This is a genomic window from Pseudoduganella sp. SL102, from assembly GCF_027856995.1.
Lineage (GTDB): Bacteria > Pseudomonadota > Gammaproteobacteria > Burkholderiales > Burkholderiaceae_D > Rugamonas > Rugamonas albidiflava.
The window spans coordinates 6770056-6794572 of record NZ_CP115554.1 but is presented as its reverse complement, the minus strand read 5'-3'; the positions used below and the strand labels follow the sequence as shown (position 1 = coordinate 6794572).

23 protein-coding genes are annotated in these 24517 nt (G+C 64.7%); 12 read left to right on the top strand and 11 right to left on the bottom strand.

Annotation, left to right across the window (positions count from 1 at the left end; translation table 11 throughout):
- The first annotated feature begins 4 nt into the window (after positions 1-4).
- The gene (locus OU994_RS28770) at positions 5-826 is read left to right on the top strand and encodes a 1-acyl-sn-glycerol-3-phosphate acyltransferase (RefSeq protein ID WP_281608686.1); all 822 of its coding nucleotides are present in this window, start codon (positions 5-7) and stop codon (positions 824-826) included.
- A gap of 193 nt (positions 827-1019) precedes the next feature.
- Here the strand turns inward: OU994_RS28770 and OU994_RS28765 are convergent, their stop codons facing one another.
- Complete coding sequence (locus OU994_RS28765) at positions 1020-1880, bottom strand: symmetrical bis(5'-nucleosyl)-tetraphosphatase (RefSeq protein WP_281608685.1); 861 nt, start codon at positions 1878-1880, stop codon at positions 1020-1022.
- Positions 1881-2055: 175 nt separating this feature from the next.
- Here OU994_RS28765 and rfbB point away from each other — a divergent pair, with 175 nt between their 5' ends.
- The 9 genes from rfbB (at position 2056) to waaA (ending at position 11374) form a co-directional block, all read left to right on the top strand.
- Positions 2056-3141, top strand: a complete 1086-nt coding sequence (gene rfbB, locus OU994_RS28760) for a dTDP-glucose 4,6-dehydratase (RefSeq protein WP_281608684.1) — start codon at positions 2056-2058, stop codon at positions 3139-3141.
- Entirely contained in the window at positions 3138-4094 is a 957-nt protein-coding gene (gene rfbA, locus OU994_RS28755) for a glucose-1-phosphate thymidylyltransferase RfbA (RefSeq protein WP_281608683.1), read from the top strand. The genes rfbB and rfbA overlap by 4 nt, the downstream gene beginning before the upstream one ends.
- Entirely contained in the window at positions 4091-4636 is a 546-nt protein-coding gene (gene rfbC / locus OU994_RS28750; RefSeq protein ID WP_131143961.1) for a dTDP-4-dehydrorhamnose 3,5-epimerase, read from the top strand. The genes rfbA and rfbC overlap by 4 nt, the downstream gene beginning before the upstream one ends.
- Before the next feature lie 51 nt (positions 4637-4687).
- The gene (gene rfbD, locus OU994_RS28745) at positions 4688-5545 is read left to right on the top strand and encodes a dTDP-4-dehydrorhamnose reductase (RefSeq protein WP_281608682.1); all 858 of its coding nucleotides are present in this window, start codon (positions 4688-4690) and stop codon (positions 5543-5545) included.
- A 236-nt stretch (positions 5546-5781) separates the two neighbouring features.
- A complete protein-coding gene (locus tag OU994_RS28740; protein WP_281608681.1) occupies positions 5782-6879 on the top strand; it encodes a glycosyltransferase family 4 protein in 1098 nt (365 codons plus the stop codon).
- 67 nt (positions 6880-6946) lie between these two features.
- Positions 6947-7255, top strand: coding sequence for an H-NS family nucleoid-associated regulatory protein (locus OU994_RS28735; RefSeq protein ID WP_131143964.1), 309 nt, complete (start codon positions 6947-6949; stop codon positions 7253-7255).
- A gap of 448 nt (positions 7256-7703) precedes the next feature.
- Positions 7704-9086, top strand: a complete 1383-nt coding sequence (locus OU994_RS28730) for a phosphomannomutase/phosphoglucomutase (RefSeq protein ID WP_281608680.1) — start codon at positions 7704-7706, stop codon at positions 9084-9086.
- Positions 9087-9102: 16 nt separating this feature from the next.
- Positions 9103-10077: a lipopolysaccharide heptosyltransferase I gene (waaC, locus tag OU994_RS28725; RefSeq protein WP_281608679.1), complete on the top strand. Its 975-nt coding sequence runs from the start codon at positions 9103-9105 to the stop codon at positions 10075-10077.
- Between the two features lie 13 nt (positions 10078-10090).
- Positions 10091-11374 (top strand): lipid IV(A) 3-deoxy-D-manno-octulosonic acid transferase, encoded by a 1284-nt coding sequence (gene waaA / locus OU994_RS28720; protein WP_281611745.1) that lies wholly within the window; start codon positions 10091-10093, stop codon positions 11372-11374.
- 13 nt (positions 11375-11387) lie between these two features.
- On the opposite strand, the gene OU994_RS28715 is transcribed toward waaA, so the two are convergent.
- The 7 genes from OU994_RS28715 to OU994_RS28685 all read right to left on the bottom strand — a co-directional run bounded on the left by OU994_RS28715 (position 11388) and on the right by OU994_RS28685 (position 19400).
- A complete protein-coding gene (locus OU994_RS28715) occupies positions 11388-12230 on the bottom strand; it encodes a M48 family metallopeptidase (RefSeq protein WP_281608678.1) in 843 nt (280 codons plus the stop codon).
- Positions 12231-12448: 218 nt separating this feature from the next.
- Positions 12449-13189 (bottom strand): 1-acyl-sn-glycerol-3-phosphate acyltransferase, encoded by a 741-nt coding sequence (locus OU994_RS28710; protein ID WP_281608677.1) that lies wholly within the window; start codon positions 13187-13189, stop codon positions 12449-12451.
- 36 nt (positions 13190-13225) lie between these two features.
- The gene (gene gmhB, locus OU994_RS28705) at positions 13226-13780 is read right to left on the bottom strand and encodes a D-glycero-beta-D-manno-heptose 1,7-bisphosphate 7-phosphatase (RefSeq protein WP_131143968.1); all 555 of its coding nucleotides are present in this window, start codon (positions 13778-13780) and stop codon (positions 13226-13228) included.
- Positions 13781-13790: 10 nt separating this feature from the next.
- Positions 13791-15893: a glycine--tRNA ligase subunit beta gene (gene glyS / locus OU994_RS28700; RefSeq protein WP_281608676.1), complete on the bottom strand. Its 2103-nt coding sequence runs from the start codon at positions 15891-15893 to the stop codon at positions 13791-13793.
- Between the two features lie 10 nt (positions 15894-15903).
- Positions 15904-16803 (bottom strand): glycine--tRNA ligase subunit alpha, encoded by a 900-nt coding sequence (gene glyQ / locus OU994_RS28695; protein WP_131143970.1) that lies wholly within the window; start codon positions 16801-16803, stop codon positions 15904-15906.
- Between the two features lie 105 nt (positions 16804-16908).
- Entirely contained in the window at positions 16909-18462 is a 1554-nt protein-coding gene (gene lnt / locus OU994_RS28690; RefSeq protein ID WP_281608675.1) for an apolipoprotein N-acyltransferase, read from the bottom strand.
- Positions 18462-19400, bottom strand: coding sequence for an HlyC/CorC family transporter (locus OU994_RS28685; RefSeq protein WP_373922636.1), 939 nt, complete (start codon positions 19398-19400; stop codon positions 18462-18464). Before OU994_RS28685 ends, lnt begins: the two co-directional genes overlap by 1 nt.
- A gap of 145 nt (positions 19401-19545) precedes the next feature.
- Here OU994_RS28685 and OU994_RS28680 point away from each other — a divergent pair, with 145 nt between their 5' ends.
- The gene (locus OU994_RS28680) at positions 19546-20559 is read left to right on the top strand and encodes a transporter (RefSeq protein WP_131143973.1); all 1014 of its coding nucleotides are present in this window, start codon (positions 19546-19548) and stop codon (positions 20557-20559) included.
- A gap of 175 nt (positions 20560-20734) precedes the next feature.
- On the opposite strand, the gene ybeY is transcribed toward OU994_RS28680, so the two are convergent.
- Genes ybeY through miaB form a run of 3 tightly spaced genes read right to left on the bottom strand, consistent with a single transcriptional unit; the run spans position 20735 to position 23604 of the window.
- Complete coding sequence (gene ybeY, locus OU994_RS28675) at positions 20735-21205, bottom strand: rRNA maturation RNase YbeY (protein WP_281608673.1); 471 nt, start codon at positions 21203-21205, stop codon at positions 20735-20737.
- On the bottom strand, positions 21189-22244 hold the full coding sequence (locus OU994_RS28670; protein WP_131143975.1) for a PhoH family protein: 1056 nt from the start codon (positions 22242-22244) through the stop codon (positions 21189-21191). Before OU994_RS28670 ends, ybeY begins: the two co-directional genes overlap by 17 nt.
- A 28-nt stretch (positions 22245-22272) precedes the next feature.
- Entirely contained in the window at positions 22273-23604 is a 1332-nt protein-coding gene (gene miaB / locus OU994_RS28665) for a tRNA (N6-isopentenyl adenosine(37)-C2)-methylthiotransferase MiaB (protein WP_281608672.1), read from the bottom strand.
- 467 nt (positions 23605-24071) lie between these two features.
- Between miaB and OU994_RS28660 the strand changes: the two genes are divergently transcribed.
- Positions 24072-24434, top strand: coding sequence for a hypothetical protein (locus OU994_RS28660; RefSeq protein ID WP_130187622.1), 363 nt, complete (start codon positions 24072-24074; stop codon positions 24432-24434).
- Positions 24435-24517: the final 83 nt, after the last annotated feature.

Here is a 24517-nt window from a genome sequence, read left to right as displayed (position 1 = left end):
GTCGATGATTCTCGCCCTGCGCATCGCGCGGCTCGTGTTCCATCTGCTGTCGGGGATGGCGATCTGCGCGCTGTTCTTCCCGTGGATCGACCGCGAGGCGCGCGAGATCCACATCCGCCGCTGGTCGCGCCACCTGCTGGGCATCTGCAACGTGCATGTGCAGATCACGGCGGGCAGCGCGCCACCGCGTGCCCAGGCACTGGTGGTGGCCAATCACGTGTCGTGGCTGGACATCTTCGTGCTCAACGCCCTGTATCCCTGCCGCTTCGTGGCAAAAGCCGAGATCCGCGCCTGGCCGCTGGCCGGCTGGCTGGTCGAGCAGGCCGGCACCGTGTTCATCGCGCGCGGCAACCGGCGCGACCTGCGCCGCGCCTTCGAAGGGCTGGTCAATGCGCTGAAACGGGGCGAGCGCGTGGCCTTCTTCCCGGAAGGGACCACGGCGCCGCAAGGCACGCTGCTGCCGTTCCATGCCAACCTGTTCGAGGCGGCGGTCGATGCCGGGGCGCGCGTGCAGCCCTACGCGATCCGCTATATCGACCACCAGCGCCAGCCGCATCCCTCGGTGGAATTCATCGGCGACATGACCTTCGTGCAGAGCGTGCTGGCGATCCTGTCCGGCAAGGCGATCCACGCCCGCGTCACGATTCTGCGTTCGATGAAGAGCGAGGGCGTGGGCCGGCGCGACCTGGCCGAGCGCTCCTACCAGGCGATCCGCGAGGCGCTGAAGATTCCCGCCCCGCCAGGCGAGGAACCCGCGCCCGATGCCGGCGAAGACTCCGGCGAGGATGCAAAAAAACCGCTGACGGGTTCCGATTGGCAGACCTGAAAACCGGTGACAGGTTCTGGTGCCGTTAGGTAAAGCCACCCCAAGGGCAAGTTCCGGGGTCAGACCCGGCGGGTCTGACCCCAGCCCTTCGCTGTTGGGGTGAATGCATGCGTTTTCAATGTGCCGGATGACGCTTGACTTGACGGCATCAAGCGAGGCTCCGCTTTCCATGCGTGTGGCTCGCCCTGCCTGGCTACCGGTCTTGAGCCTTGCCCTTGGCACGCTGGAATTCGGGGCACGGCACCTGCAGCAGTTCCCGGTCGTCGAGGCACACGGCCGACAGCTGGCCGCCCCACACGCAGCCGCTGTCGAGCGCGATGTAGTCCGGCGTGATGCGCAGGCCCAGCGCCGACCAGTGGCCGAATACCACGGTCACGTCCCGCGTGCGCCGGCCCGGCACCTCGAACCACGGCATCAGTCCGGTGGCGGGATCGACGGTGGCACTTTCCTTCAGCTTGAAATCCATCTCGCCTTCGGCGCTGCAGAAGCGCATGCGCGTCAGCGCGTTGACGATGCAGCGCAGCCGCGCCGTGCCGCGCAGGTCGTCGTCCCAGCGGTCCGGCTGGTTGCCGTACATGTCGGCCAGGAAGCCGGTCCACTCCGCGCTGCGCAGCGCCGCCGCCACTTCGCCGGCCAGCGCGATCGTTTGCGCCGCGCACCATTGCGGCAGCACGCCGCCGTGTACCAGCAGGTGATGCTTCGTGAACAGCGCCAGCGGGCGTTCGCGCAGCCAGTGCAGCAGCGCTTCGCGGTCCGGCGCGGCGAGGATGGTATCGAGCGTGTCGGAGCCCGATTCCGGCCGGATGCCGTTGGCGACGGCCAGCAGGTGCAGGTCATGGTTGCCCAGCACGGCATCGATGCGCCCGCCGCTGCCCTGCGCCAGCGCCTGCACGTAGCGCAGGGTCGACAGCGAATCGGGGCCGCGGTTGATCAGGTCACCACAGAACAGGATCGCCGGCGGATCATTGCCGCGCTCGCGCTCCAGGATACGCTCGACCAGCGCAACAGTTTCGGCGTGACACCCTTGCAGGTCGCCGATCGCATAAGTCCTCATACTGCCTTGCACTCCATTGCCAGACCGCTGTAATGGGGCCGCTGTCATGGGCCGCTGTCATCGAGCAGCTGTCATGGAGCAGCTGTCATGGGGTAGCTGTAATTCTTAGGCAGCGGAGCCCTTTGCCATTACAATCGGCCTTATCAAAAAATAATCTTCTCGACAGGGATACTAAATGATTTTCGTCACAGGCGGGGCCGGGTTCATCGGCTCGAACTTCGTGCTGGACTGGCTTGCGCAATCGGATGAGCCGGTGCTCAACTTCGACAAGCTGACGTATGCCGGCAACCTGAGCAACCTGGCATCCCTGAAAGATGACGCGCGCCACGTGTTCGTGCGCGGCGATATCTGCGACGGCGAGCAGGTGCTGGCACTGCTGCGCGACCACCAGCCGCGCGCCATCGTGCACTTCGCGGCCGAGAGCCACGTCGACCGGTCGATCCATGGACCGGCGGAATTCATCCAGACCAACATCAACGGCACGTTCGCGCTGCTGGAAGCGGCACGCGCCTACTGGAGCGGCCTGCCCGAAGCGGAGAAGACCGCGTTCCGCTTCCTGCACGTTTCCACCGACGAGGTGTACGGCACCCTGGGCCCGCAGGATCCCCCGTTTTCCGAAACCACCGCCTATGCGCCGAACAGCCCGTACTCGGCGTCGAAGGCGGCGTCCGACCACCTGGTGCGTTCGTATCACCACACCTACGGTTTCCCGACGCTGACGACGAACTGCTCGAACAACTACGGCCCTTACCACTTCCCCGAGAAGCTGATCCCCCTGATGATCGCCAACGCGCAGGCCGGCAAGCCGCTGCCCGTGTATGGCGATGGCCAGCAGGTCCGCGACTGGCTGTACGTGTCCGACCATTGCGCGGCGATCCGCCGCGTGCTGGCCGACGGCAAACTGGGCGAAGTGTACAACGTGGGCGGCTGGAACGAGATGGCCAACCTGGATGTGGTGCATACGCTGTGCGACATCCTCGACAGCCTGAAGCCGAAGTCCGACGGCACCAGCTACCGCGCGCAGATCGCCTACGTGGCGGACCGCCCGGGCCACGACCGCCGCTACGCGATCGATGCCCGCAAGCTGGAACGGGAGCTGGGCTGGAAGCCCGCCGAGACGTTCGCGACCGGGATCCGCAAGACCGTCCAGTGGTACCTGGACCACCCGGACTGGGTGGCGGACGTGCAGTCCGGCGCCTATGCCAAGTGGCTCGAGACCAATTACTTCAACCGCGAAGCGCAGGGGAGCAGCGCACCATGAGCGTCGACACCAGCAGGCAGGCCGATACGCCCAAGGAGACGGATTCCAGGCAGATCGATCCGATCAGGCAGCGCAAGGGCATCATCCTGGCCGGCGGTTCCGGCACCCGGCTGTACCCGGTGACCACCAGCGTGTCGAAGCAGCTGCTGCCGATCTACGACAAGCCGATGATCTACCACCCCCTGACCACGCTGATGCTGGCCGGGATGCGGGAGATCCTGATCATTTCGACGCCGCAGGATACGCCGCGCTTTCGCGACCTGCTGGGCGATGGCAGCCAGTGGGGCCTGCAGCTGTCCTACGCGGTGCAGCCGTCGCCGGACGGCCTGGCGCAGGCCTTCATCATCGGCCGCGAGTTCGTCGGCGACGCGCCCTCGGCGCTGATCCTGGGCGATAACATCTACTACGGCAACGATCTCGACGCGCTGCTGCGCAGCGCCGCCAGCCAGCCGGACGGGGCGACCGTGTTCGCCTACCACGTGCATGATCCGGAACGCTACGGTGTCGTCGAGTTCGACGCCAACCGGCAGGCCGTCAGCATCGAGGAAAAGCCGGCGGTGCCGAAGTCGAACTACGCGGTAACCGGCCTGTATTTCTACGACAACCGGGTGTGCGACATCGCCGCCGCGATCGAGCCATCGGCCCGCGGCGAGCTGGAGATCACCGACGTGAACAAGGCGTACCTGGACCAGGGCCACCTGCGCGTGGAACTGATGGGCCGCGGCATGGCATGGCTTGACACGGGCACGCACGACTCGCTGCTCGACGCTTCCCAGTTCATCGCCACGATCGAGAAGCGGCAGGGCCTGAAGGTGGCCTGTCCGGAAGAAATCGCCTACCGCAAGGGCTATATCGATGCCGGCCAACTGCGCCGCCTCGCCGAGCCGCTGAAGAAAAACGGCTACGGCCAATATCTGCTACAGATCCTGCAGGACAAGGTGATCCCGCGATGAAAGTGATACCTACCCCGATCGAAGGCCTGCTGGTCATCGAGCCTGCCGTGTTCGGTGACGAGCGGGGCTTTTTCTACGAGAGTTTCAATGCCCAGCGCTTCGCCGAGCTGACCGGCGTGCAATTGCCCTTCGTGCAGGATAACCACTCACGCTCGGCGCGCGGCGTGCTGCGCGGCCTGCACTATCAGATCCAGCAGGCGCAGGGCAAGCTGGTGCGCGTGACGGCCGGCAGCGTGTTCGACGTGGCGGTCGACCTGCGCAAGAGTTCGCCCACGTTCGGCCGCTGGCATGGCCTGGAACTGTCGGCCGAGAACAAGCGCCAGTTCTGGATTCCACCGGGCTTCGCGCATGGCTTCGCCGTCACCAGCGAATTCGCCGAGTTCCTGTACAAGACCACCGATTACTATGCGCCGGCGCACGAGCGCTCGCTGCTGTGGAACGATCCGGCCATCGGCATCGAGTGGCCGGTCGATGGCATGCCGCTGCTGTCGGCGAAGGACCAGAAAGGCTTGCCGCTGGCCGAAGCGGATGTATTCGAATAAAGTCAGCGCATGAAAACCCTCGCATGAAAACCCTCGCATGAAAATCCGCCCATGAAAATACTTCTCACCGGGAGTACCGGCCAGGTCGGCTACGAGCTCGAACGCAGCCTGCAGGGGCTGGGCGAAGTGGTCGCGGTCGACCGCACCCGCATGGACCTGGCCGACCTGGACCAGGTGCGCGGCGTGATCCGCGCCGTGCGGCCGCAGCTGATCGTCAACCCGGCCGCCTATACGGCGGTGGACAAGGCTGAAAGCGACACGGAACTGGCGTACCGCATCAATGCCGAGGCGCCGGCCGTGATGGCGGCCGAAGCGAAGGCCTTGGGCGCGGCGCTGGTGCATTACTCGACCGACTACGTATTTTCCGGCCACGAAGCGCAGCCACGGCGCGAAGACGATCCGGCCGGCCCGCTGAACGTATATGGCGCCAGCAAGCTGGAAGGTGAACGGGCCATCGCCGCATCGGGCGTGCCGCACCTGATCTTCCGCACCAGCTGGGTGTACGGCATGCGCGGCAAGAACTTCCTGCTGACGGTGCTGCGCCTGGCGAAGGAGCGCGAGGAATTGCGCATCGTCGACGACCAGCATGGCGCGCCCACGTGGAGCCGCACCATCGCCGATACCACGGCGCTGATCCTGGCCCAGGCGCGCGCCGGCGGCCAGCCCTGGTGGGACGCGAACGGCGGGCTGTACCACCTCGCCAGCCAGGGCCGCACCACCTGGTGCGGCTTTACGCAAGCCATCCTGGAAGAGGCCGGCATTGCGTGCCGGCTGGTGCCGATCACCACCGACCAGTATCCGCTGCCGGCTCCCCGGCCGCAGTTTTCCGCGCTCGACACCAGCCGCCTGCAAGAACGCTTCGTGCTATTGCCCGGGTGGCGCGAAGCGCTGCGCCTGTGCCTGGGCTGACCTTCGCCACCGCCGCACCGCGCTGCCTTGCCAAGTTGTTTCCAATGGTAATTGATTTGGGGCAACGCATTGCGCGGCGGTAAAATCCGCGCCTTTCCCGCCGCCCCGGCAAATGCCCCAGCCTGGACCCGATTTTCGAGTTTCCGTTTATTAATCCGGTACAATCGCTGGTTGGCATGCAGATAACGCCCGTTGCTGCAGTGCGGCATTGCCGGAACACGACCGATTTACGATACATGTTTTCTTTCCTTGTAAGCTTTGTCGCTTCAGCCCTGCTGACCTTATTGGTCATCAAGGAGGCGCGGCTGCACGGTCCTGCGCTGGATGCCGATTTCCATGGCGTGCAAAAGGTACACTCGCACAATGTGGCGCGGATCGGCGGACTGTCGATCTTCCTGGCCGTCGCGCTGTCGGCCTGCATTTCCGTCTGGCGCGTGCCGGCATTGACGACCTGGATGCTGTCGCTGATGGCGTGCAGTGCCTGCGCATTTGTCGGCGGCATCGTCGAGGATTACACGGGGCGTGTTTCGGCTGCGCGCCGATTGTTCCTGACCATGGTGGCCGCATTGCTCGGCTATTATCTGCTCGATGCCCGCATCGACCGTATCGACTGGATCGATACGGTGTGGCCGCTGCCCTATATCTGGCTGACCCTGCCGCTGACCGTGTTATCGGTGGCCGGTATCGCGAATGCCGTGAATATCATCGACGGTTTTAACGGCCTGGCCAGCGTCGTCACGATATGCATGCTGCTGTCGCTCGGCTATGTGGCGTTGCAGGTCAACGATATGTTCGTGCTGGTGGCCGCGCTGATGGTGGCCGGTGCCACCGCCGGCTTCCTGATCTGGAATTATCCGGTCGGCCTGATATTCCTCGGCGATGGCGGCGCCTACTTTATCGGTTTCATGCTGGGCGAGCTGGCGCTGCTGCTGGTGATGCGCAATCCGCAGGTGTCCACCTGGTACGCAGCGCTGCTGCTGATCTATCCGGCATTTGAAACACTATTTTCCGTGTATCGCCGCATGTTCATCCGCGGCAAGTCGCCGGCCATGCCGGACGGTATTCACCTGCACAGCCTGATATTCCGCCGCGTGGTGCAATGGGCCGTGGGTCACAAGGATGCGCGGGCGCTGATGCGCCGCAATTCGCTGACATCGCCTTACCTGTGGATGTTTTCGCTGATGGCGGTAATACCCGCCACCGTATTCTGGCGCTATACCGGTGTGCTGATGCTATTCTGCCTGCTGTTCATTATCAGTTATGTCTGGTTATATGTCCGGATCGTCCGATTTAAAGCGCCGCGTTGGATGATTCGCCACAAAAAGAACCAGTAAATACAAACTTGGTGTATATTTCGCACAGAAACACGTTTCCCGATCATTTTTCACAAAGGAATAGACGATGGATCTGTCGAATTTGTCAGCCTCCGATTTGCGCAATCTGCAGGAACAGGTCAAGCGCGAGTTGAAAAAACGCGAATCGCATGACCTGCAAAAGGCCAAGGATGAGATTTTTGCGATTGCCCAGCGCGTCGGCTTGCCGCTGAAGGATCTGATCGCTGCCAATCCCCGTGGTAAAGGCGGTACCGTTGCCGCGCGTTTCCGCAACCCGGGCGACGCAGGCCAGCAATGGACCGGCCGCGGCCGCCAGCCGAAATGGGTAAAGGACTGGCTGGATTCGGGTAAATCAATCGATGATTTGAGGATCTGACAAGATCTGATGGGACCTCGATAAGCCTATCCCGCAACGCTTGTTGAAGGGACCTCGATAAACCTATTGCGCAACGCCAGCCGCTGGTCTGCGGTACTCCGCAGCGGCGGACCGGCTGTACTAAAGTACAGCTCCGTTCCTCAACCAGGTCTGACGTCGCTCATTACGGTTTCTCGAGGCCCCGAGGCAGCACTGCCAAACCAAAACCACGGCATAGCCAGCGTCCTCTGATGTTGCTCATTATGGTTTCTCGAAGCCCCGAGGCACCACATCAGAGTCAAAAGCAAATTCAAACCAGGCGAAGCTAACGCGAAGCTCGGCATGGCTTGCCTGACTGGCTTGTGCATGGCAGCAAGCCGGGCTTGCCTGACGCTGCCAACGCACTTACTATACCGGTTGTTTTCATTTCATAAAGCCGGCTGCCCGCTCAGCCCGGGCTCCGACATTCATGGTCTCCCTCTCGAAATCCATCTTCAAAGCCTACGATATCCGCGGCATCATCGATAACACCCTCGATGCGGGCATCGCCCGCCAGATCGGCCATGCCTTCGGCGCGGCCGCGCTGGCGAAGGGGGAGCGCGCGGTCGTGATCGGCCGCGACGGGCGCCTGTCCGGCCCGGCGCTGGCCGGCGCGCTGGCCGAAGGGTTGCAGGCGGCGGGCGTGGATGTCATCGACCTGGGTGTCGTCGCCACGCCGATGGTGTACTTCGGTACCAATGTGCTGGACACGAAGTCGGGCATCATGGTCACCGGCAGCCACAATCCGCCCGACTACAACGGCTTCAAGATGGTGCTGGCCGGCGAAGCGATCTACGGCGACGCGATCACCGGCCTGCACGAGCGCATCGCCTCGGGCGAACTGCGGCCGGCCGCGCAGCCGGGCGGCTACCGCACGCACGACATCCGCGCCGCCTACCTGGAACGCATCATCGGCGACGTGAAAGTGGCCCGGCCGATCAAGATCGCCGTCGATTGCGGCAACGGCGTGGCCGGCGCCTTCGCGGGCGACCTGTACCGCGGCATGGGCTGCGAAGTGATCGAGCTGTTCTGCGAGGTGGACGGCAATTTCCCGAACCACCACCCGGACCCGGCGCATCCCGAAAACCTGCAGGACCTGATCCGCTGCCTGCGCGAGACCGATGCCGAGATCGGCCTGGCCTTCGATGGCGACGGCGACCGCCTGGGGCTCGTCACCAAGGATGGCCAGATCATTTATCCGGACCGGCAGATGATGCTGTTCGCGGCGGACGTGCTGTCGCGCGTGCCGGGCGAGCAGATCCTGTACGACGTGAAGTGCACGCGCCACCTGGCGCCGTATATCGAGAAGGCCGGCGGCAAGCCGCTGATGTACAAGACCGGCCACTCGCTGGTCAAGGCCAAGCTGAAGGAAACCGGCGCCCCGCTGGGCGGCGAGATGAGCGGCCACATCTTCTTCAAGGAACGCTGGTACGGGTTCGACGACGGCCTGTATGCCGGTGCGCGCATGCTGGAAATCCTGACGAAGGAAGCCGATCCTTCCGCGCTGCTGAACGCGCTGCCGCAATCGGACAGCACGCCGGAACTGCACCTGCACCTGAAGGAAGGCGAGAACTTCGCGCTGATGGACAAGCTGCGCGCGGATGCGAAATTCCCCGGCAACGAACGCATCATCGACATCGACGGCTTGCGCGTCGAGTATGCCGATGGCTTCGGCCTGGCGCGTTCCTCGAACACCACGCCGGTGATCGTGCTGCGCTTCGAGGCCGAAACCCCGCAAGCGCTGGCGCGCATCCAGGGCCAGTTCCGCGACGTGATCCTGACCGCCAAGCCGGACGCGCAGTTACCGTTCTGAGCCGCCTCTCCCATCGATGAACATCCTGCTGGTGCGCGTCTCCTCGCTGGGGGACGTGCTGCACAACATGCCCATCGTGGCGGACATCCGCCGCCACTTCCCGGACGCTAACATCGACTGGGTGGTGGAAGAGGGCTATGTGAGCCTGGTGCGGCTGAACAGGGAAGTCCGCCATGTCATCCCGTTCGCGCTGCGCCGCTGGCGCAAGAACCTGCGCGACAAGGCGGTGCGCGCCGAGATCGGGGCATTCTTTCGCCGCGTGCGCGAAGTCGAGTACGACTACGTGTTCGACACGCAGGGCCTGCTGAAGACCGGCGTGATCATGGGCGCCGCCCGCGTCGTAAAGGGCGGGCAGAAGGTGGGCCTGGCCAACGGCAGCGAAGGCTCCGGCTACGAAGGCATCTCCCGCATCTTCCACACGAAAAGCATCCCGCTCGATCCGCGCACGCACGCCGTGGCGCGCGGCCGCCTGGTGGCCGGGGCCGCGCTGGGCTATGCCGTCGATACGCCGGCCGACTTCGGCCTGCCCGAGGTGGCCGGCAGCGAGCCGCGGCCGGACTGGATGCCCGCCGGACCGTATGCCGTGTACTTCCATGGCACCGCGCGCGATGCCAAGAAATGGGCCCCGGCCAACTGGATCGCGCTGGGCCGCGAGCTGGCGCCGATGACGATCCTGCTGCCGTGGGGCTCGCCCAAGGAAAAGGCCGAGGCGGAAGCGCTGGCCGCCGCCATCCCGAATGCGCGCGTGCTGCCGAAGCTGCCGATGGCGGACGCGGTGATGCTGGCGCGCCGCGCCGCGCTGGCCATCGGCGTCGATACGGGCCTGACCCACATCGCTGCCGCGTTCAGCCGGCCGGTGGTCGAGATCTACTGCGATTCGCCGCGCTGGAAAACCGAAGGCAACTGGTCGCCGAAGATCATCAACCTGGGCGACCGGGGCAATCCGCCGACCGTGGCCGAAGTGGCGGCGGCCGCCAAGAGCCTGCTGTGAAGGGGATGGCTTGATCCGGCTGCTGTATTCCCTGGCCTGGCGGCTGGCGCTGCCGCTGGTGCTCGCGCGCCTGTGGTGGCGCGGGCGCCGCGAACCCGGCTACCGGCAATTCTGGAACGAGCGCCTCGGCATCTACGGCCGGCGTGCCGCCAACGACGAGCCGCTGACGATCTGGGTGCACGCGGTATCGGTGGGCGAGACACGCGCCGCGGAACCGCTGGTGGAAGCGCTGCTCAAGCGCTACCCGCGTGGCCGCGTCGTTCTCACCCACATGACGCCGACCGGCCGCGCCACCGGAAAAAGCCTGTTCGGCAAGCACGGCGCGCGCGTCGTGCAATCCTACCTGCCGTATGACCTGCCGGCCCTGGTGCGGCGCTTCATCGCGCATTTCGAGCCGCGCGTCTGCATCCTGATGGAAACGGAAGTGTGGCCCAACCTGATCCATGGCTGCAACCGGCGCAATGTGCCGGTGGTGCTGGCCAACGCGCGCCTGTCCGAGCGCTCGCTGCGCAAGGCGCGCAAGCTGGGCCGGCTGATGAGCGACGCCGCGCGCGGCATCTCGCTGGTGGCCGCGCAGACGGAAGACGATGCGCAGCGGGTGCGCGCGCTGGGCGTGGCCAACGTGGCCGTCACCGGCAGCATCAAGTTCGACGTGGCGGTGCCGCCGGCCGCGCTGGCCACCGGCACGCAACTGAAACACCAGTTCGGCACCGGGCGCCCGGTGCTGCTGTGCGCCAGCACGCGCGAAGGCGAGGAAGAAGCGATCCTCGACGCCTTCCAGGCCGCCGCGCTGCCGGAAGGAACGCTGCTGCTGCTGGTGCCGCGCCACCCGCAACGCTTCGATGCCGTCGAGGCGATGGTGCGCGAGCGCGCGCTGGCCGTGCAGCGGCGTTCGGCGCTGGCGCAACCGGGCGCGCGCGTCGATGCCGCCACCCGTGTGGTGCTGGGCGATTCGATGGGGGAGATGTTCGCCTACTACGCCACCTGCGACGTGGCCTTCATCGGCGGCAGCCTGGCGCCACTGGGCGGGCAGAACCTGATCGAGGCGGCGGCGCTGGCCAGGCCGGTGCTGATCGGCCAGCACACCTTCAATTTCGCGCAGGTGACCGACGACGCGGTGGCCGCCGGTGGCGCGCTGCGCGTGCTCGACGCCGCCGACCTGATGGCGCAGGCAACCCGGCTGCTGTGCGACGACGCTGCCCGCAGCGCCATGGGCCAGGCCGGCCTGGCGTTCGCCAACCGGCACCGGGGCGCCACGGCCCGCACCATCGACCTGCTGCCGCCGCTGGCTGACTAGACGACGCCGGTCGTTACGGGAACAGCACCGGCAGCTCCTGGGAGCGGCGGCGCAGCAATTGCTTGGCTTCCTCGTATTGCGGATAGACGCGGCCCACGTGCGCCCAGAAACGCGGGCTGTGGTTCATCTCGTGGATGTGCGCCAGTTCGTGCGCCACCACGTAGTCGATCAGCGGCAGCGAAAAGAACATCAGCTTCCAGTTCAGCCGGATCACGCGGCCCACGGTGCAGGAGCCCCAGCGGGCATCGGCCGACGAGACCGACATCGACGCGTATTGCACGCCCACGCGCGGCGCATACAGGTCCAGGCGCTGGGCGAACAGGCCTTCGGCCTGCTGCTTGTACCAGTTCTTCACGCGTTCCCTGACCAGCAGCTCGGTGGCGCCCTGTACCAGGCCCAGCGACAGTTCCCGGGTGTCCGGATCGAACTCGGTACGGTTGCGCATGGCGTGATGCAGGCGCAGCGTGATCTCGCCGCCAAGGTAGGGCAGCTTCGCGCCATCTTTCCATTCCACCGGCGGCTTCTCCAGCCGCGCGGCGCGGCGCTGGCGCCGGTCGTCGAGTTTCGACAGGATCCAGTTCTGCTTGGCGCGGATGGCATTCTCGATATCGGCCAGCGTGCAGCGCTTCGGCGCCGTCACGCGCAGGCCGTCGTCATCGACCATGAAGCCGATCGAGCGGCGCGTGGAACGCCGCAGCATGTATTCGAGGATGAAGCTGCCCACCAGCACCTGGCGGCGTTCCATGCCATCGGCCGGCGGGAGCACGGGCGACGGATCCGGCCGGCGCAGCGGCACCGGTGGGCGCAGCAGGTTGACGGTGGCCGGAGCCGGGATGGGGAAGGGCAGGACAGGCAAGGGAGGGAATGGCGCCGGCGCCTGAGGTGGCACCTGAGCTGGCGCAGCTTCAACTGGCACGGCTTCAACTGAAACTTCGGCTGGTGCCGCTGCGGCGGCGGAAAACAGATCGAGCTGGAGGTCGGCCTTGGCGGGATGGGCCTGGGCGGCGGCACCGCCGCCACTGCCAACGCCGCCGCCATTGCCGTCACATTTTTCGCTGGCCTGGGTACGGCTTTCTAGCCAGCGCTGTAGGCGTGGGGCGAAATGACGCGCATTTCTGATTCTATCCACTGTTCCACCTGTTCCATCATGCCGTCGGGAGTCTGCCCTTCCGACGAAATCGGCTTGCCGACCGAGACCGTGATCTTGCCGGGATACTTGATAAACGAATTCTTTGGCCAGCACTCGCCGGAGTTCACCGCGATCGGTATCACCGGTACGCCGGTCTCGATCGCGAGGCGCGTGCCGCCGCTCTTGTACTTGCCCGCCTGGCCCACCGGGATGCGGGTGCCTTCCGGGAACATGATAATCCATTGGCCGTCTTTCAGGCGACGCTTTCCATGTGCAACCACCATCCGGAACGCATTCTTGCCCTGCTTGCGGTCGATCGGGATCATGCGCAGCAGCGCGATGCCCCAGCCGAAGAACGGGATGTACAGGATCTCCTTCTTGAACACGAAGACCAGCGGGCGTGGCAGGTTCGCCAGCAGGAAAATGGTCTCCCAGGCCGACTGGTGCTTCGACAGCACGATGGCCGGGCTGTCCGGGAAATTCTCGTGGCCCTTGAACTCGTAATGGATGCCGCAAACGACTTTCGCCAGCCACACGACGAACACGTTCCAGCGCGACGTGACGTAGTAGCGCTTGTTGTAAGGCAGCGGCGCCGCCAGCATGCAGACGAACGACCAGATCACGGTGGCAATGGCCATCACCATGGCGAAAACGAGGGAACGCAGGAACAGGACGGCTTTACGCAACGCGGTACTCCAATAGTTTCAGGAAGGATCCAGCCTTTATGGCGTGGGGGTCTTCAGGATGTGCTGCACGGTGGCCGCCAGGTCCGGGAACGTCAGCGTGCCGGGCGGCAGGCCGCCGGTCGCCTCGGTTTTTTCCCCTTTGCCCGTGCGCACCAGGAACGGCACGCAGCCGCTGATGAAGCCGGACTGCAGGTCGCGCAGCGAATCGCCCACCGTGGGCACGCCCTTCAGGCTGACCTGGTAGCGCTTCGAGATCTCGGCGAACATGCCCGGCTTCGGCTTGCGGCAATCGCAGTTGTCCGCGGCCGCGTGGGGGCAGAAGAACACGGCATCGATATCGGCACCCACCTGCAGGGCCAGCCGGTGCATCTTCGCGTGGATCGCATTGAGCGTGGTGATGTCGAACAGCTGCCGCGCGATGCCGGACTGGTTCGAGGCGATCACCACGCGGTAATTCGCCTGGTTCAGGCGGGCGATCGCTTCCAGGGAACCGGGAATGGGGATCCACTCGTCCGGGGACTTGATGAAGTCCGGCGAATCGTGGTTGATCACGCCATCCCGGTCCAGGATGATCAGTTTCGGCTGCGGCATCCGTGCTTCCTCAGGCGGCCAGCTTGGAGATGTCCGCCACGCGGTTCATCATGCCGTGCAGCGACGACAGCAGCGCCAGGCGGTTGTTGCGCAGCGCGATGTCCTCGGCCATCACCATCACGTCGTTGAAGAAGGCGTCGACATCGTCGCGCAGCTGGGCCAGCGTCATCAAAGTGCCGGTGAAGTCGCCGCCAGCGAAGGCCGCGTCGACTTCCGGCTGCACGCGCGTCACGGCCGCTGCCAGGTTCTTCTCGGCCACGTCCTGCAGCAGCGCCGGATTCACCGTGCCGGCCTGCGCCAGCGCTTCCTCGTTCTTCTTGAGGATGTTGGTGATGCGCTTGTTGGCGGCGGCCAGCGAGGCCGCTTCCGGCAGCGCGGCGAAGGCCTGCACCGCTTCCAGGCGCTGCACGATGTCGTCCAGGCGGTCCGGGTTCTGCGCCACCACGGCTTCGATCTCGTTCGGGGTGAAGCCGCGCTCGCGCAGGATGCCGCGCAGGCGGTCCATGAAGAACGCCGTCACCTCGGGCGTCGGGTCCTTGAAGCCCGCTACGGAAGCAAACTGCGCCACCGCGTCGGCCAGGATGTCGGAGATCGCCAGCGGCAGGCGCTTCTCGATCAGCATGCGCAGCACGCCCAGCGCATGGCGGCGCAGCGCGAACGGGTCCTTGTCGCCGGTCGGCTGCAGGCCGATGGCCCAGATGCCGACCAGCGTTTCGAGCTTGTCCGCCAGCGCGACGGCGGTGCCGGTCTGCGTGGACGGAAGCGCATCGCCGGCAAAGCGCGGCTGGTAATGCTCGGAGGCGGCCAGCGCCACTTCCTCGTTCTCGCCGTCATGCCGGGCGTAGTAGGTGCCCATGATGCCTTGCAGTTCGGGGAACTCGCCGACCATGTCGGTCAGCAGGTCGGCCTTCGACAGGCGCGCGCCGCGTTCGGCCAGCGCAGCGTCGGCACCGAGGCGTTTCGCAATGGCGGTGGCGAGGGCCGTGACGCGGTCGCTGCGCTCGGCCTGCGTGCCCAGCTTGTTGTGGTAGACCACGTTCTTCAGCAGCGGCAGTCGCGATTCCAGCGTTTTCTTCTTGTCCTGCTCGAAGAAGAACTTGGCGTCGGACAGGCGCGGGCGCACCACGCGCTCGTTGCCGCCGACGATCGCCTGCGGCGTATCGGTGGCGATGTTCGAGACGATCAGGAAGCGCGAGCGCAGCTTGCCGTTGCTGTCGGTCAGCGCGAAGTATTTCTGGTTGGTCTGCATCGTCAGGATCAGGCATTCCTGCGGCACGGCCAGGAATTCATCCTCGAAGCGGCATTCGTAGACCACCGGCCATTCGACCAGCGATGCCACTTCTTCCAGCAGCGCCTCGGGCATCAGCACCTGGTCGTCGCCGGCCTTGGCCAGCAGTTCCTGGCGGATCTGCTCTTTACGCGCTTCGAACGAGGGGATCACCCTGGCCTTGTCGATCAGCGTGTCGGCGTACGCGTCGGCGTGCGGCACGGTGACCGCGCGCTGGCCCGGCGCCGTCAGGAAGCGGTGGCCTTGCGTGACGTTCGATGCGGTCAGGCCCAGCAGCGTCAGGGGCAGTACGGTGTCGCCGAACAGCGCGATCACGCTGTGCGCCGGGCGCACGAACTGCACGGTGGCGCCGTCCGGGCGCTGGTAGCTCATCACCTTCGGGATCGGCAGCTTGGCCACCGAGTCTTCCAGCGCGGCCTGCAGGCCCGTGACCAGCTGCGAACCGGGCGCGGTGTACGTGTAGAAGAACGATTCGGCCTTGCCGTCCTGGGCGCGTTCCAGGTCGCCGACCTGCAGGTCGGGGAAGCCCAGCGCTGCCAGCTTCTTGGCCAGCGGCGCTGTCGGCTTGCCTTCTTTATCGAGGGCCACCGTCACCGGCAGCACTTTTTCGCGGATCGATTTGTCCGGCGACACGTCGCGCACGCGGGTGATGGAAACGGCCAGGCGGCGCGGCGTGGCATATGCGGTGGCGACGCTGTCTTCTTCGAGGAAGTCGCGCGACTTCAGGCCATTGACGATGCCCGAAGCAAAGGCGGCGCCCAGTTTCGACAGGGCCTTGGGCGGCAGTTCTTCGGTCAGCAGTTCGATCAGGAGAGTCTGGGTCATAACGGTTTTCTTATGCTTGCGCGGCCATCGGGAAGCCGAGGCGTTCGCGGGAATCGTAGTAGGCTTGGGCGACCAGGCGCGACAGCGTGCGCACGCGGCCGATGTAGGCGGCACGCTCCGTGACCGAGATCGCGCCGCGCGCGTCCAGCATGTTGAAGCTGTGCGAAGCCTTCATGATCTGTTCGTAGGCCGGCAGCGTCAGCTGCAGCTCGATCAGGCGCTTGGCTTCCGATTCGTGGTTGGCGAACTGGGCGAACAGCAGTTCGGTGTTGGCGTGCTCGAAGTTGTAGGTCGACTGTTCCACTTCGTTCTGGTGGAACACGTCGCCGTACTTCAGCACCTTCTTCTGTCCGTTCTCTTCCCATTCGGTCCACACCAGGTCGTAGACGTTTTCCACGCCCTGCAGGTACATCGCCAGGCGTTCGATGCCGTAGGTGATCTCGCCCAGCACCGGCTTGCAATCGAGGCCGCCGACCTGCTGGAAATACGTGAACTGCGTGACTTCCATGCCGTTCAGCCAGACTTCCCAGCCCAGGCCCCAGGCGCCCAGCGTCGGGCTTTCCCAGTCATCCTCGACGAAGCGCACGTCGTTCTGCTTCAGGTCCAGGCCCAGTGCTTCCAGCGAACCGAGGTACAGGTCGAGGATGTTTTCCGGCGCCGGCTTCAGCACCACCTGGTACTGGTAGTAGTGCTGCAGGCGGTTCGGGTTTTCGCCATAGCGGCCATCCTTCGGGCGGCGCGACGGCTGCACGTAGGCGGCGCGCCATGGCTCCGGGCCGATGGCGCGCAGGAAGGTGCCGGTGTGGAAAGTACCCGCGCCCACTTCCATGTCGTATGGCTGGAGCAGGGCGCAGCCTTGCTTGTCCCAGTAGGTTTGCAGGGTCAGGATGATTTGTTGGAATGTCAGCATCGTGTTCTTTTGTGGCGCGCCGGGGCGCGCAGGCATAATGGGTAGCGGTGTGGCGGTTCGCTAAAACGGCTCATTTTAGCGGTTTTTGCAACGGACCAGTAGGGATCAGCCGCTGGCTTTCCTGCGGCGCGAGAGCAGCCAGGCGGCCAGCAGGCTGGCCGCGGCCAGTGCGAGGACGAGGCGGTTCTGCAGTACGATGTACGGCGTGTCGCCCGTCATGCCCTGCACCGTGGCCTGCAGGATGCCGGCCTGGTGGTAGGGCAGGCGCGCCTGCACCACGCCGTGCGGGTCGATGGCGACCGTGGGGCCGGTGTTGGTCGCCGCCAGCATCGGCCGGCCCGTTTCCAGCGTGCGCATCTGCGAGATCTGCAAGTGCTGCGGGATCGCCACCGACTTGCCGTACCACGCCAGCTCCGACACGTTCAGCAGCACGGTGGCGTGCGAGCCCGCGCTTTCCTCGTTGAGCTGGGCCGCGATTTCCTCGCCGAACAGGTTTTCGTAGCAGATGTTCGGCAGCACGCGCTGGTCCTTCACCGGGAAGGCCGGCTGCAGCACCTTGCCGCGCGCCTGGTCGCCGAGCGGGATCTGCATCATGTTCGTGAACCAGCGGAAGCCGGGCGGGATGAATTCGCCGAACGGCACCAGGTGGTGCTTGTCGTAGCGGTATGGCTTGCCCAGCGCGGGCGCCAGCCCCAGCACGCTGTTCGAGTAGCTCGTCGGGCTGTCGGCCATGGGCATGCCCAGCACGATCGCGCTGCCGGTCTTGCGGGCGAAGGTGCCGTAGCTGTCCAGGTAGCCGGTCGGCAGCTGTTGCGGGAACAGGGGAATGCCGGTTTCCGGGATCGCGATCAGGTCCGCCGGTGCCGCCGTCACGGCATCGCGGTATTGGCGCAGCGTGTCGCCGACATGGTTCGGATTGAACTTGTCCGACAGGGCCACGTTGCCCTGGATGAGGCGCGCCGTCAGCGGCTTGCCGGCAGGTTGCGTCCACTGCACGTACTGGAGCGCGAAACCGCCCATCCACAGCGCGGCGAGCAGCGACAGCGCGGCTTTGCGGACCGGGTGCATCGACAGCAGCAGCGCGCCGGCGCTCATGGCGGCTATCCAGCCGATGCCGTACACGCCGAGCACCGGCGCATAGCCGGCCAGCGGCGTCACGTTGTGCGCATAGCCGGCGGAAGCCCAGGAAAAACCGGTGACCAGCCAGCCGCGCGACCATTCGGAAATGGCCCAGCAGGCGGGCAGCACGAGCAGGTTCGCCGCGGGCAGGGCCAGCGCCCAGCGCTTGCGCAGCCAGGCGGCGGCGCCCATCGCCAGGGCCGCGTGCCCGCCCATGTAGATGGACAGCAGCACGATGGCGATCCAGGCCAGCACGGGCGGCAAACCGAAACGGGGCAGCGTGATCGTCAGCCAGTGCACGCCGGCCAGGCACCAGCCGAAGCCGAATGCCCAGCCGATGAAGGCCGAGGCCTTCACGGATTCGGCGCGCAAGACCTGGTAGAAAAGGACAGCCAGCGCGAGCAGCTGGAGCGGCCACCAGCCGACCGGCGCGAACGACAGGACGCTCGCGCCGCCGGCGATGGCGGCGATGATCATGCGGCTGCGCGTGCTGCGGGGAGGCGATGCTGGCGCGTCGGGTGCGGCGCGGCGAAAACGCATCAATCCTGCTCGTCGATGGCGGGTGGCAGTTTCTCGACCGTCAGCACGTGGATCTGGCGTGCATCGGCGCGCAGCACTTCGAAGCGCAGGTTGCCGATGTCGAACACGTCGCCCTTGTGCGGCATGCGGGCCAGATGCTTGGCGACGAAGCCGCCGATGGTATCGACGTCGTCGTCCGGCAGGTCGGCATCGAGTTCTTCGTTGAACTGGGCGATCTCGGTGAGCGCCTTGACGCGCCAGCGCGGACCCAGCTGGCCTTCGCGGATGGAGAGGATGTTGTCTTCCTCTTCGTCGAAATCGTATTCATCCTCGATATCGCCGACGATCTGCTCGAGCACGTCCTCGATCGTGATCAGGCCGGCCACGCCGGAGTATTCGTCGACGACGATCGCCATGTGGTTGTGGTTGGCGCGGAAGTCGCGCAGCAGCACATTCAGGCGCTTCGATTCGGGGATGAAGATGGCCGGGCGCAGCATGTCGCGCACGTCGAACGATTCTTCGGCGTAATAGCGCAGCAGGTCTTTCGCCAGCAGGATGCCGACCACCTTGTCGCGCTCGCCCTCGATGGCCGGGAAGCGCGAGTGTGCCGTTTCCAGCACGAGCGGCATCCATTCCTCGATGGGCTTGGTGATGTCGATCACGTCCATCTGCGAGCGCGGCACCATGATGTCGCGCGCGGACAGGTCGGAAACCTGGAATACGCCTTCGATCATCGACAGCGCATCGGCATCGATCAGGTTGCGTTCGTGGGCTTCGTGCAGGACTTCGAGGAGCTCGGAGCGGTTTTCCGGCTCCGGGGAGATCAGCGCGGTAAGGCGCTCGAGAAGGGAGCGATGGGGTTTCGCGTCGCTCTTGCCGTTACGGGCGTAGTTCGTGTCGCCCTTGAGGCTACGGTTTGGGTTCGCGTCATTCCTGACGCTACTAGAGTGCTCTTGCATAGCAGGCATAAAGCCATTTGTTTCGAAGGGATACAGGATACACCAAACGGGCCGGCGGGGCGCTTTTTATCAAAAAGTCATCAGCCACGCATCGGCCACTATGCCACTGTCATATTCGTCTGGTAGGCTGGCGCCGGGAGGAAACATGCAGGCGCTGGAATACGGATCGGATCAGAATGGATTGGTGTGCGGATACCTGTTCGGGCGCGAGGCGCAGGCAGTGCCGATCGAGGCGGCCGAGGCGGCGCAATGGCTGCGCGCGAATGCCGGCCAGCCGGGCGAATTCCTCTGGCTGCACTTCAACCTGGCCAACACGGCCAGTGAAAAGTGGCTGCGCGAGCAGGTGCGCCTGTCCGAGGAATTCTACGATTGCCTGCACCAGGGTTCGCGCTCGACGCGCATCGAACAGGCCGACGACACGCTGGTGGCCGTCGTCAACGATGTGCTGCGCGACTTTTCCTTTGAACCTTCCGACATCGCCAGCCTGTACCTCTCCGTGGAACGGCAGCTGGTGATCAGCGCGCGGCGCAGCCCGCTGCAGGCGGTCGAGCGGCTGCGCCAGGCGGTGCGGCGCGGCGAGCCGATCGCCTCTTCCGTGGTGCTGCTGACCCACCTGCTGCGCGACCAGGCCGACGTGCTGACCCGCATCGTGCGCGTGGCCACCGGCAAGGTCGACAGCATCGAGGACAATTTGCTGTCCGGCCAGCTGAAGTACAAGCGTGCCGACCTGGGCGCGCTGCGGCGCGTGCTGGTGCGGCTGCAGCGGCTGCTGGCGCCGGAGCCGGCGGCCATGTTCCGGCTGCTGCAGCGCCCGCCGTTATGGGTGACCGTGCAAGACCGCCAGGAATTGCGCGAAGCCAGCGAGGAATTCGCCGTCACGCTGAACGACATCGCCACCTTGCAGGAGCGCATCAAGCTGCTGCAGGAAGAAATCGCCGCGCTCGTCAATGAAGGCAACAACCGCAGCCTGTACACGCTGACGATCGTTACCGTGCTGGCCTTGCCGATCAACATCATCGCCGGCTTGCTGGGCATGAACGTGGGCGGCGTGCCGCTGGCCACCGATGCGTCCGGCTTCTGGATCATTGCCGGGATCGTGGCCGCGTTCACGTGCGTGGCCGCCTGGGTGGTGATGCGGCGGCGGCGCGAGCTGGAGTAACGAAAAAATCGGTGACAGCACCATTTGTTTTGCAACGGGTGTTGCAAATTAAATGGTGCCTGTCACCGTTTTTAGCTGGAGTAGCGAAAACCGGTGTCAGACACTATTTTCAGGGTAGATCGTCCGGAAAATAATGTCTGACACCAGACCCGGCTGAAGCGCGGGGAGCAGGGGCTTACTTCTCGGCGGCGTAGGGATCGGCGTAGCCCAGCCCTTCCAGCAGCTCGGTTTCCAGGCTTTCCATTTCCTCGGCCTCGTCATCGTCCTCGTGGTCGTAGCCCTGCGCATGCAGCACGCCGTGCACGATCAGGTGGGCGGTGTGTTCCTCGACGGTTTTCTTCTGTTCGGCGGCTTCGCGCTCGAGCACGTCGGTGCACAGGATGATGTCGGCGCGGGTCGGTTCGTCGTCGGCGATGTCCTCGCCTTCGTTGTAGGCGAACGTCAGCACGTTGGTGGCATAGTCCTTGCCGCGGTAGGCCTGGTTCAGCTGCTGGCCCTCGGCCGCGTCGACGAAGCGGATCGTCAGCTCGGCCGGGGCGAACAGCGCGGCCTTCACCCACTTGCGCAGCAGCGGGCGGGTGATGGTTTCCTGCAGGCGGGGATCGGCGTATTGCACCGACAGGGTCAGCTTATTTTTTTCGGACATTCCGGGCGGCGGTCTTGACGGGTTTCAGCAATGGTGCGATGTCGGCGGTGCTCTGGTGGGCGCTGTCGTAGGCGTCGACGATGCGCGCCACCAGCGGATGGCGCACCACGTCTTCGCTGGAGAAGTGCGAGAAGGCGATGCCGCGCACGTCGCGCAGCACCTGGATGGCATCGACCAGGCCGCTCTTCTGGTGCTTCTGCAAGTCGACCTGCGTGACATCGCCGGTGACCACGGCCTTGCTGCCGAAGCCGATCCGCGTGAGGAACATCTTCATCTGCTCGACGGTGGTGTTCTGCGCCTCGTCGAGGATCACAAAGGCGTGGTTCAGCGTGCGGCCGCGCATGTACGCCAGCGGGGCGATCTCGATCACCTGCTTCTCGAACATCTTTTGCGTGCGGTCGAAGCCCAGCAGGTCATACAGCGCGTCGTACAGGGGGCGCAGGTACGGGTCCACCTTCTGCGCCATGTCGCCCGGCAGGAAGCCCAGGCGTTCGCCGGCCTCGACGGCGGGGCGGCACAGGATGATGCGCTTCACCGCGTCGCGCTCGAGCGCGTCCACGGCGCAGGCCACGGCCAGGTAGGTCTTGCCGGTGCCGGCCGGGCCGACGCCGAAGCTGATGTCGTGTTCGAGGATATTGCGCAGGTAGCGGATCTGGTGCGGCGTGCGGCCGCGCAGGTCGCTGCGGCGGGTCTTCAGCGCGGGGCTGGCGATTTCCGGATCGTAGAACGGCGGCTCTTCTTCGTCGTCGCCGTCCGGCGCGGCCTGGCTGGTACGCTGTTCGACGAGGCCCAGCTGCACTTCCTCGATCGGCACGGCCTTGTCGGCCACCGCATAGAATTTTTCCAGGATCTGCACGGCGCGCTCGGCATTGGTGCCGCTGACGATGAATTTTTCGCCGCGCCGGAAGATCGTTACATCGAGCGCCGCCGAGATCTGGCGCAGGTTTTCATCGAGGGGACCGCACAGGTTGGCCAGCCGGGTATTGTCCAGCGGTTCCGGAACGAAATAGTGCGGTTGTACGGGAGTCTTTGTTTTCAATGTGTGGTCAGGGCAGAAGGGCGGCGAATCAGATGCGCTCGCCGCGAAGGGAATAGGACAGGCTTTCCGTAATGATTACATCGACCATCTTGCCATGCAGGGCGGTCGGCGTGTCGCCACCATCGAACAGGACGGTGCGGCCGTTGCCGGCGCGGCCGGCCAGTTCCTTGCCGCCTTGCTTCGAAGGCCCCTCGACCAGCACGCGCATCGTCTTGCCCACCATGGCCGCGCTGTGCCGTTTCGTGTTCTCGTCGATCAATGCCTGCAGGCGCTGCAGCCGCGCCAGCTTCACCTCGTGCGGCGTATCGTCCGCCAGGTTGGCGGCCGGGGTGCCGGGGCGCTTGCTGAAGATGAAGCTGAACGAATTATCGAAGTCGACGTCGCGCACCAGCTTCATCATCGCCTCGAAGTCGTCTTCCGTCTCGCCGGGAAAGCCGACGATGAAGTCGGAGGCGATCGTCACGTCCGGCCGCACCGCCTTCACCTTGCGGATGATCGACTTGTATTCCAGCGCCGTATAGCCGCGCTTCATCGCGCCCAGGATCTTGTCCGAGCCGTGCTGGGCCGGCAGGTACAGGTGATCGGCCAGCTGCGGGATCCGCGCATAGCAGTCGACCAGGCGCTGCGTGAATTCCTTCGGATGGCTGGTGACGAAGCGGATCCGTTCGATGCCGGGGATTTCGGCCACGTATTCGATCAGCAGCGCGAAGTCGGCCTGCTGGCCATCGGCCATCTGGCCGCGGAAGGCATTGACGTTCTGGCCCAGCAGCATCACTTCCTTGACACCCTGCGCGGCCAGCCCGGCCACTTCCGTCAGCACGTCGTCGAAACGGCGCGACACTTCCTCGCCGCGCGTGTAGGGCACCACGCAATAGCTGCAGTACTTGCTGCAGCCTTCCATGATGGACACATAGGCGAACGGACCGTCGACGCGGGCCGGCGGCAGGTGGTCGAACTTTTCGATTTCCGGAAACGCGATGTCCACCTGCGGCTTGCCGCTGTGGCGGCGCAGTTCGATCATCTTCGGCAAGCGGTGCAGGGTCTGCGGGCCGAACACGATATCCACCTGCGGCGCGCGCTTGACGATGGCTTCGCCTTCCTGCGATGCCACGCAGCCACCCACGCCGATCACCAGGCCAGGATTCTTTTCCTTCAGCTTGCGGAACACGCCCAAGTCGGAAAACACCTTTTCCTGCGCCTTTTCGCGCACCGAGCAAGTGTTGAGGAGGATGACGTCGGCTTCTTCCGGCGTGTCGGTGCGCACCAGGCCATCCGTGGCGCCGAGAAGATCCGCCATCTTGTCCGAGTCGTACTCGTTCATCTGGCAGCCGAAGGTCTTGATGAATACTTTTTTCTGCATGGCCGGCAGTTTACCGTAATTCCTGTTGGCGAACTGCGCGTGTTGATGAAGTACGGAAAAACTTTACATGCCAGTGGGCATGCGGCTTTCAGGCTCATCAATATCGGTCTGACAACTCTGTCACCGGCAGGTTGAGGCCCCGTAACAATTTCCCACGGGTTCTATCGTGCGCTGCCTACTGTTTCCGTGTGTTGAAATAGCCATGTTGTCAAGTTTCTTAGCGAATGATTGATTTTTATTAAATCTTCGCTTGGCATCGCTAGGCTGGAGCGTGCTTGTTTGGGCATAGAATTTTGCAGAAAGTGCAAGTTTCTACCCGATGGTCGCCGGCCCTTGCGCCTGGAAGTTTTGGCGTACCCGTTCCGGTACTGATGTGGAAATATTTTTTGAAACCAAGGTAGAAATCTGCGGTCTTTCCTAATGTCCGGAGCAGCATCTTCAATCTACTATATCGACGAGGATCCATCATGGCACACCACGCACTCTCATCCCAAGAAAGCTACAACCCGAATCACCTGCTCGATATTTTGCTGGGCAAGATGCAACTGAAAAACGATGCTGCCCTGTCGCGCCTGCTGGAAGTGGCGCCGCCCGTGATCAGCAAGATCCGCCACCACCGCCTGCCGGTGGGTGCTTCGCTGCTGATCCGCATGCATGAAGTGACCGGCATGAGCATTCGCGACCTGCGCGACCTGATGGGCGATCGCCGCACCAAGTATCGCCTGTCCGACGCGCAAGGCCGTCCGAAGCCAGAAGAAAAGGCCGCACAGCAGGCCGCCGCCGCCGCACAGCAAGCTCAGCAAAAGCCGGAAGGCAATTACACGCATTGAGCCATGCCGGCCGGAGCGCTACGCTCCGGCCAATCTTCCCGCCTGCTGCTTCCCGCCTGCTGCTTCCCGCCTGATTTTTGCGG

Bases quoted from the DNA above. Each gene is read 5' to 3' on its own strand.
- OU994_RS28685 (WP_373922636.1), bottom strand. From the start codon at position 19,400: ATGCAAGAGCACTCTAGTAGCGTCAGGAATGACGCGAACCCAAACCGT.
- OU994_RS28680 (WP_131143973.1), top strand. From the start codon at position 19,546: ATGCAGGCGCTGGAATACGGATCGGATCAGAATGGATTGGTGTGCGGA.
- OU994_RS28735 (WP_131143964.1), top strand. From the start codon at position 6,947: ATGGATCTGTCGAATTTGTCAGCCTCCGATTTGCGCAATCTGCAGGAA.
- rfbC (WP_131143961.1), top strand. From the start codon at position 4,091: ATGAAAGTGATACCTACCCCGATCGAAGGCCTGCTGGTCATCGAGCCT.
- rfbD (WP_281608682.1), top strand. From the start codon at position 4,688: ATGAAAATACTTCTCACCGGGAGTACCGGCCAGGTCGGCTACGAGCTC.
- waaC (WP_281608679.1), top strand. From the start codon at position 9,103: ATGAACATCCTGCTGGTGCGCGTCTCCTCGCTGGGGGACGTGCTGCAC.
- lnt (WP_281608675.1), bottom strand. From the start codon at position 18,462: ATGCGTTTTCGCCGCGCCGCACCCGACGCGCCAGCATCGCCTCCCCGC.
- OU994_RS28660 (WP_130187622.1), top strand. From the start codon at position 24,072: ATGGCACACCACGCACTCTCATCCCAAGAAAGCTACAACCCGAATCAC.
- miaB (WP_281608672.1), bottom strand. From the start codon at position 23,604: ATGCAGAAAAAAGTATTCATCAAGACCTTCGGCTGCCAGATGAACGAG.
- OU994_RS28730 (WP_281608680.1), top strand. From the start codon at position 7,704: ATGGTCTCCCTCTCGAAATCCATCTTCAAAGCCTACGATATCCGCGGC.
- glyQ (WP_131143970.1), bottom strand. From the start codon at position 16,803: ATGCTGACATTCCAACAAATCATCCTGACCCTGCAAACCTACTGGGAC.
- ybeY (WP_281608673.1), bottom strand. From the start codon at position 21,205: ATGTCCGAAAAAAATAAGCTGACCCTGTCGGTGCAATACGCCGATCCC.
- gmhB (WP_131143968.1), bottom strand. From the start codon at position 13,780: ATGCCGCAGCCGAAACTGATCATCCTGGACCGGGATGGCGTGATCAAC.
- OU994_RS28765 (WP_281608685.1), bottom strand. From the start codon at position 1,880: ATGAGGACTTATGCGATCGGCGACCTGCAAGGGTGTCACGCCGAAACT.
- glyS (WP_281608676.1), bottom strand. From the start codon at position 15,893: ATGACCCAGACTCTCCTGATCGAACTGCTGACCGAAGAACTGCCGCCC.
- OU994_RS28740 (WP_281608681.1), top strand. From the start codon at position 5,782: ATGTTTTCTTTCCTTGTAAGCTTTGTCGCTTCAGCCCTGCTGACCTTA.
- OU994_RS28770 (WP_281608686.1), top strand. From the start codon at position 5: ATGATTCTCGCCCTGCGCATCGCGCGGCTCGTGTTCCATCTGCTGTCG.
- rfbA (WP_281608683.1), top strand. From the start codon at position 3,138: ATGAGCGTCGACACCAGCAGGCAGGCCGATACGCCCAAGGAGACGGAT.
- rfbB (WP_281608684.1), top strand. From the start codon at position 2,056: ATGATTTTCGTCACAGGCGGGGCCGGGTTCATCGGCTCGAACTTCGTG.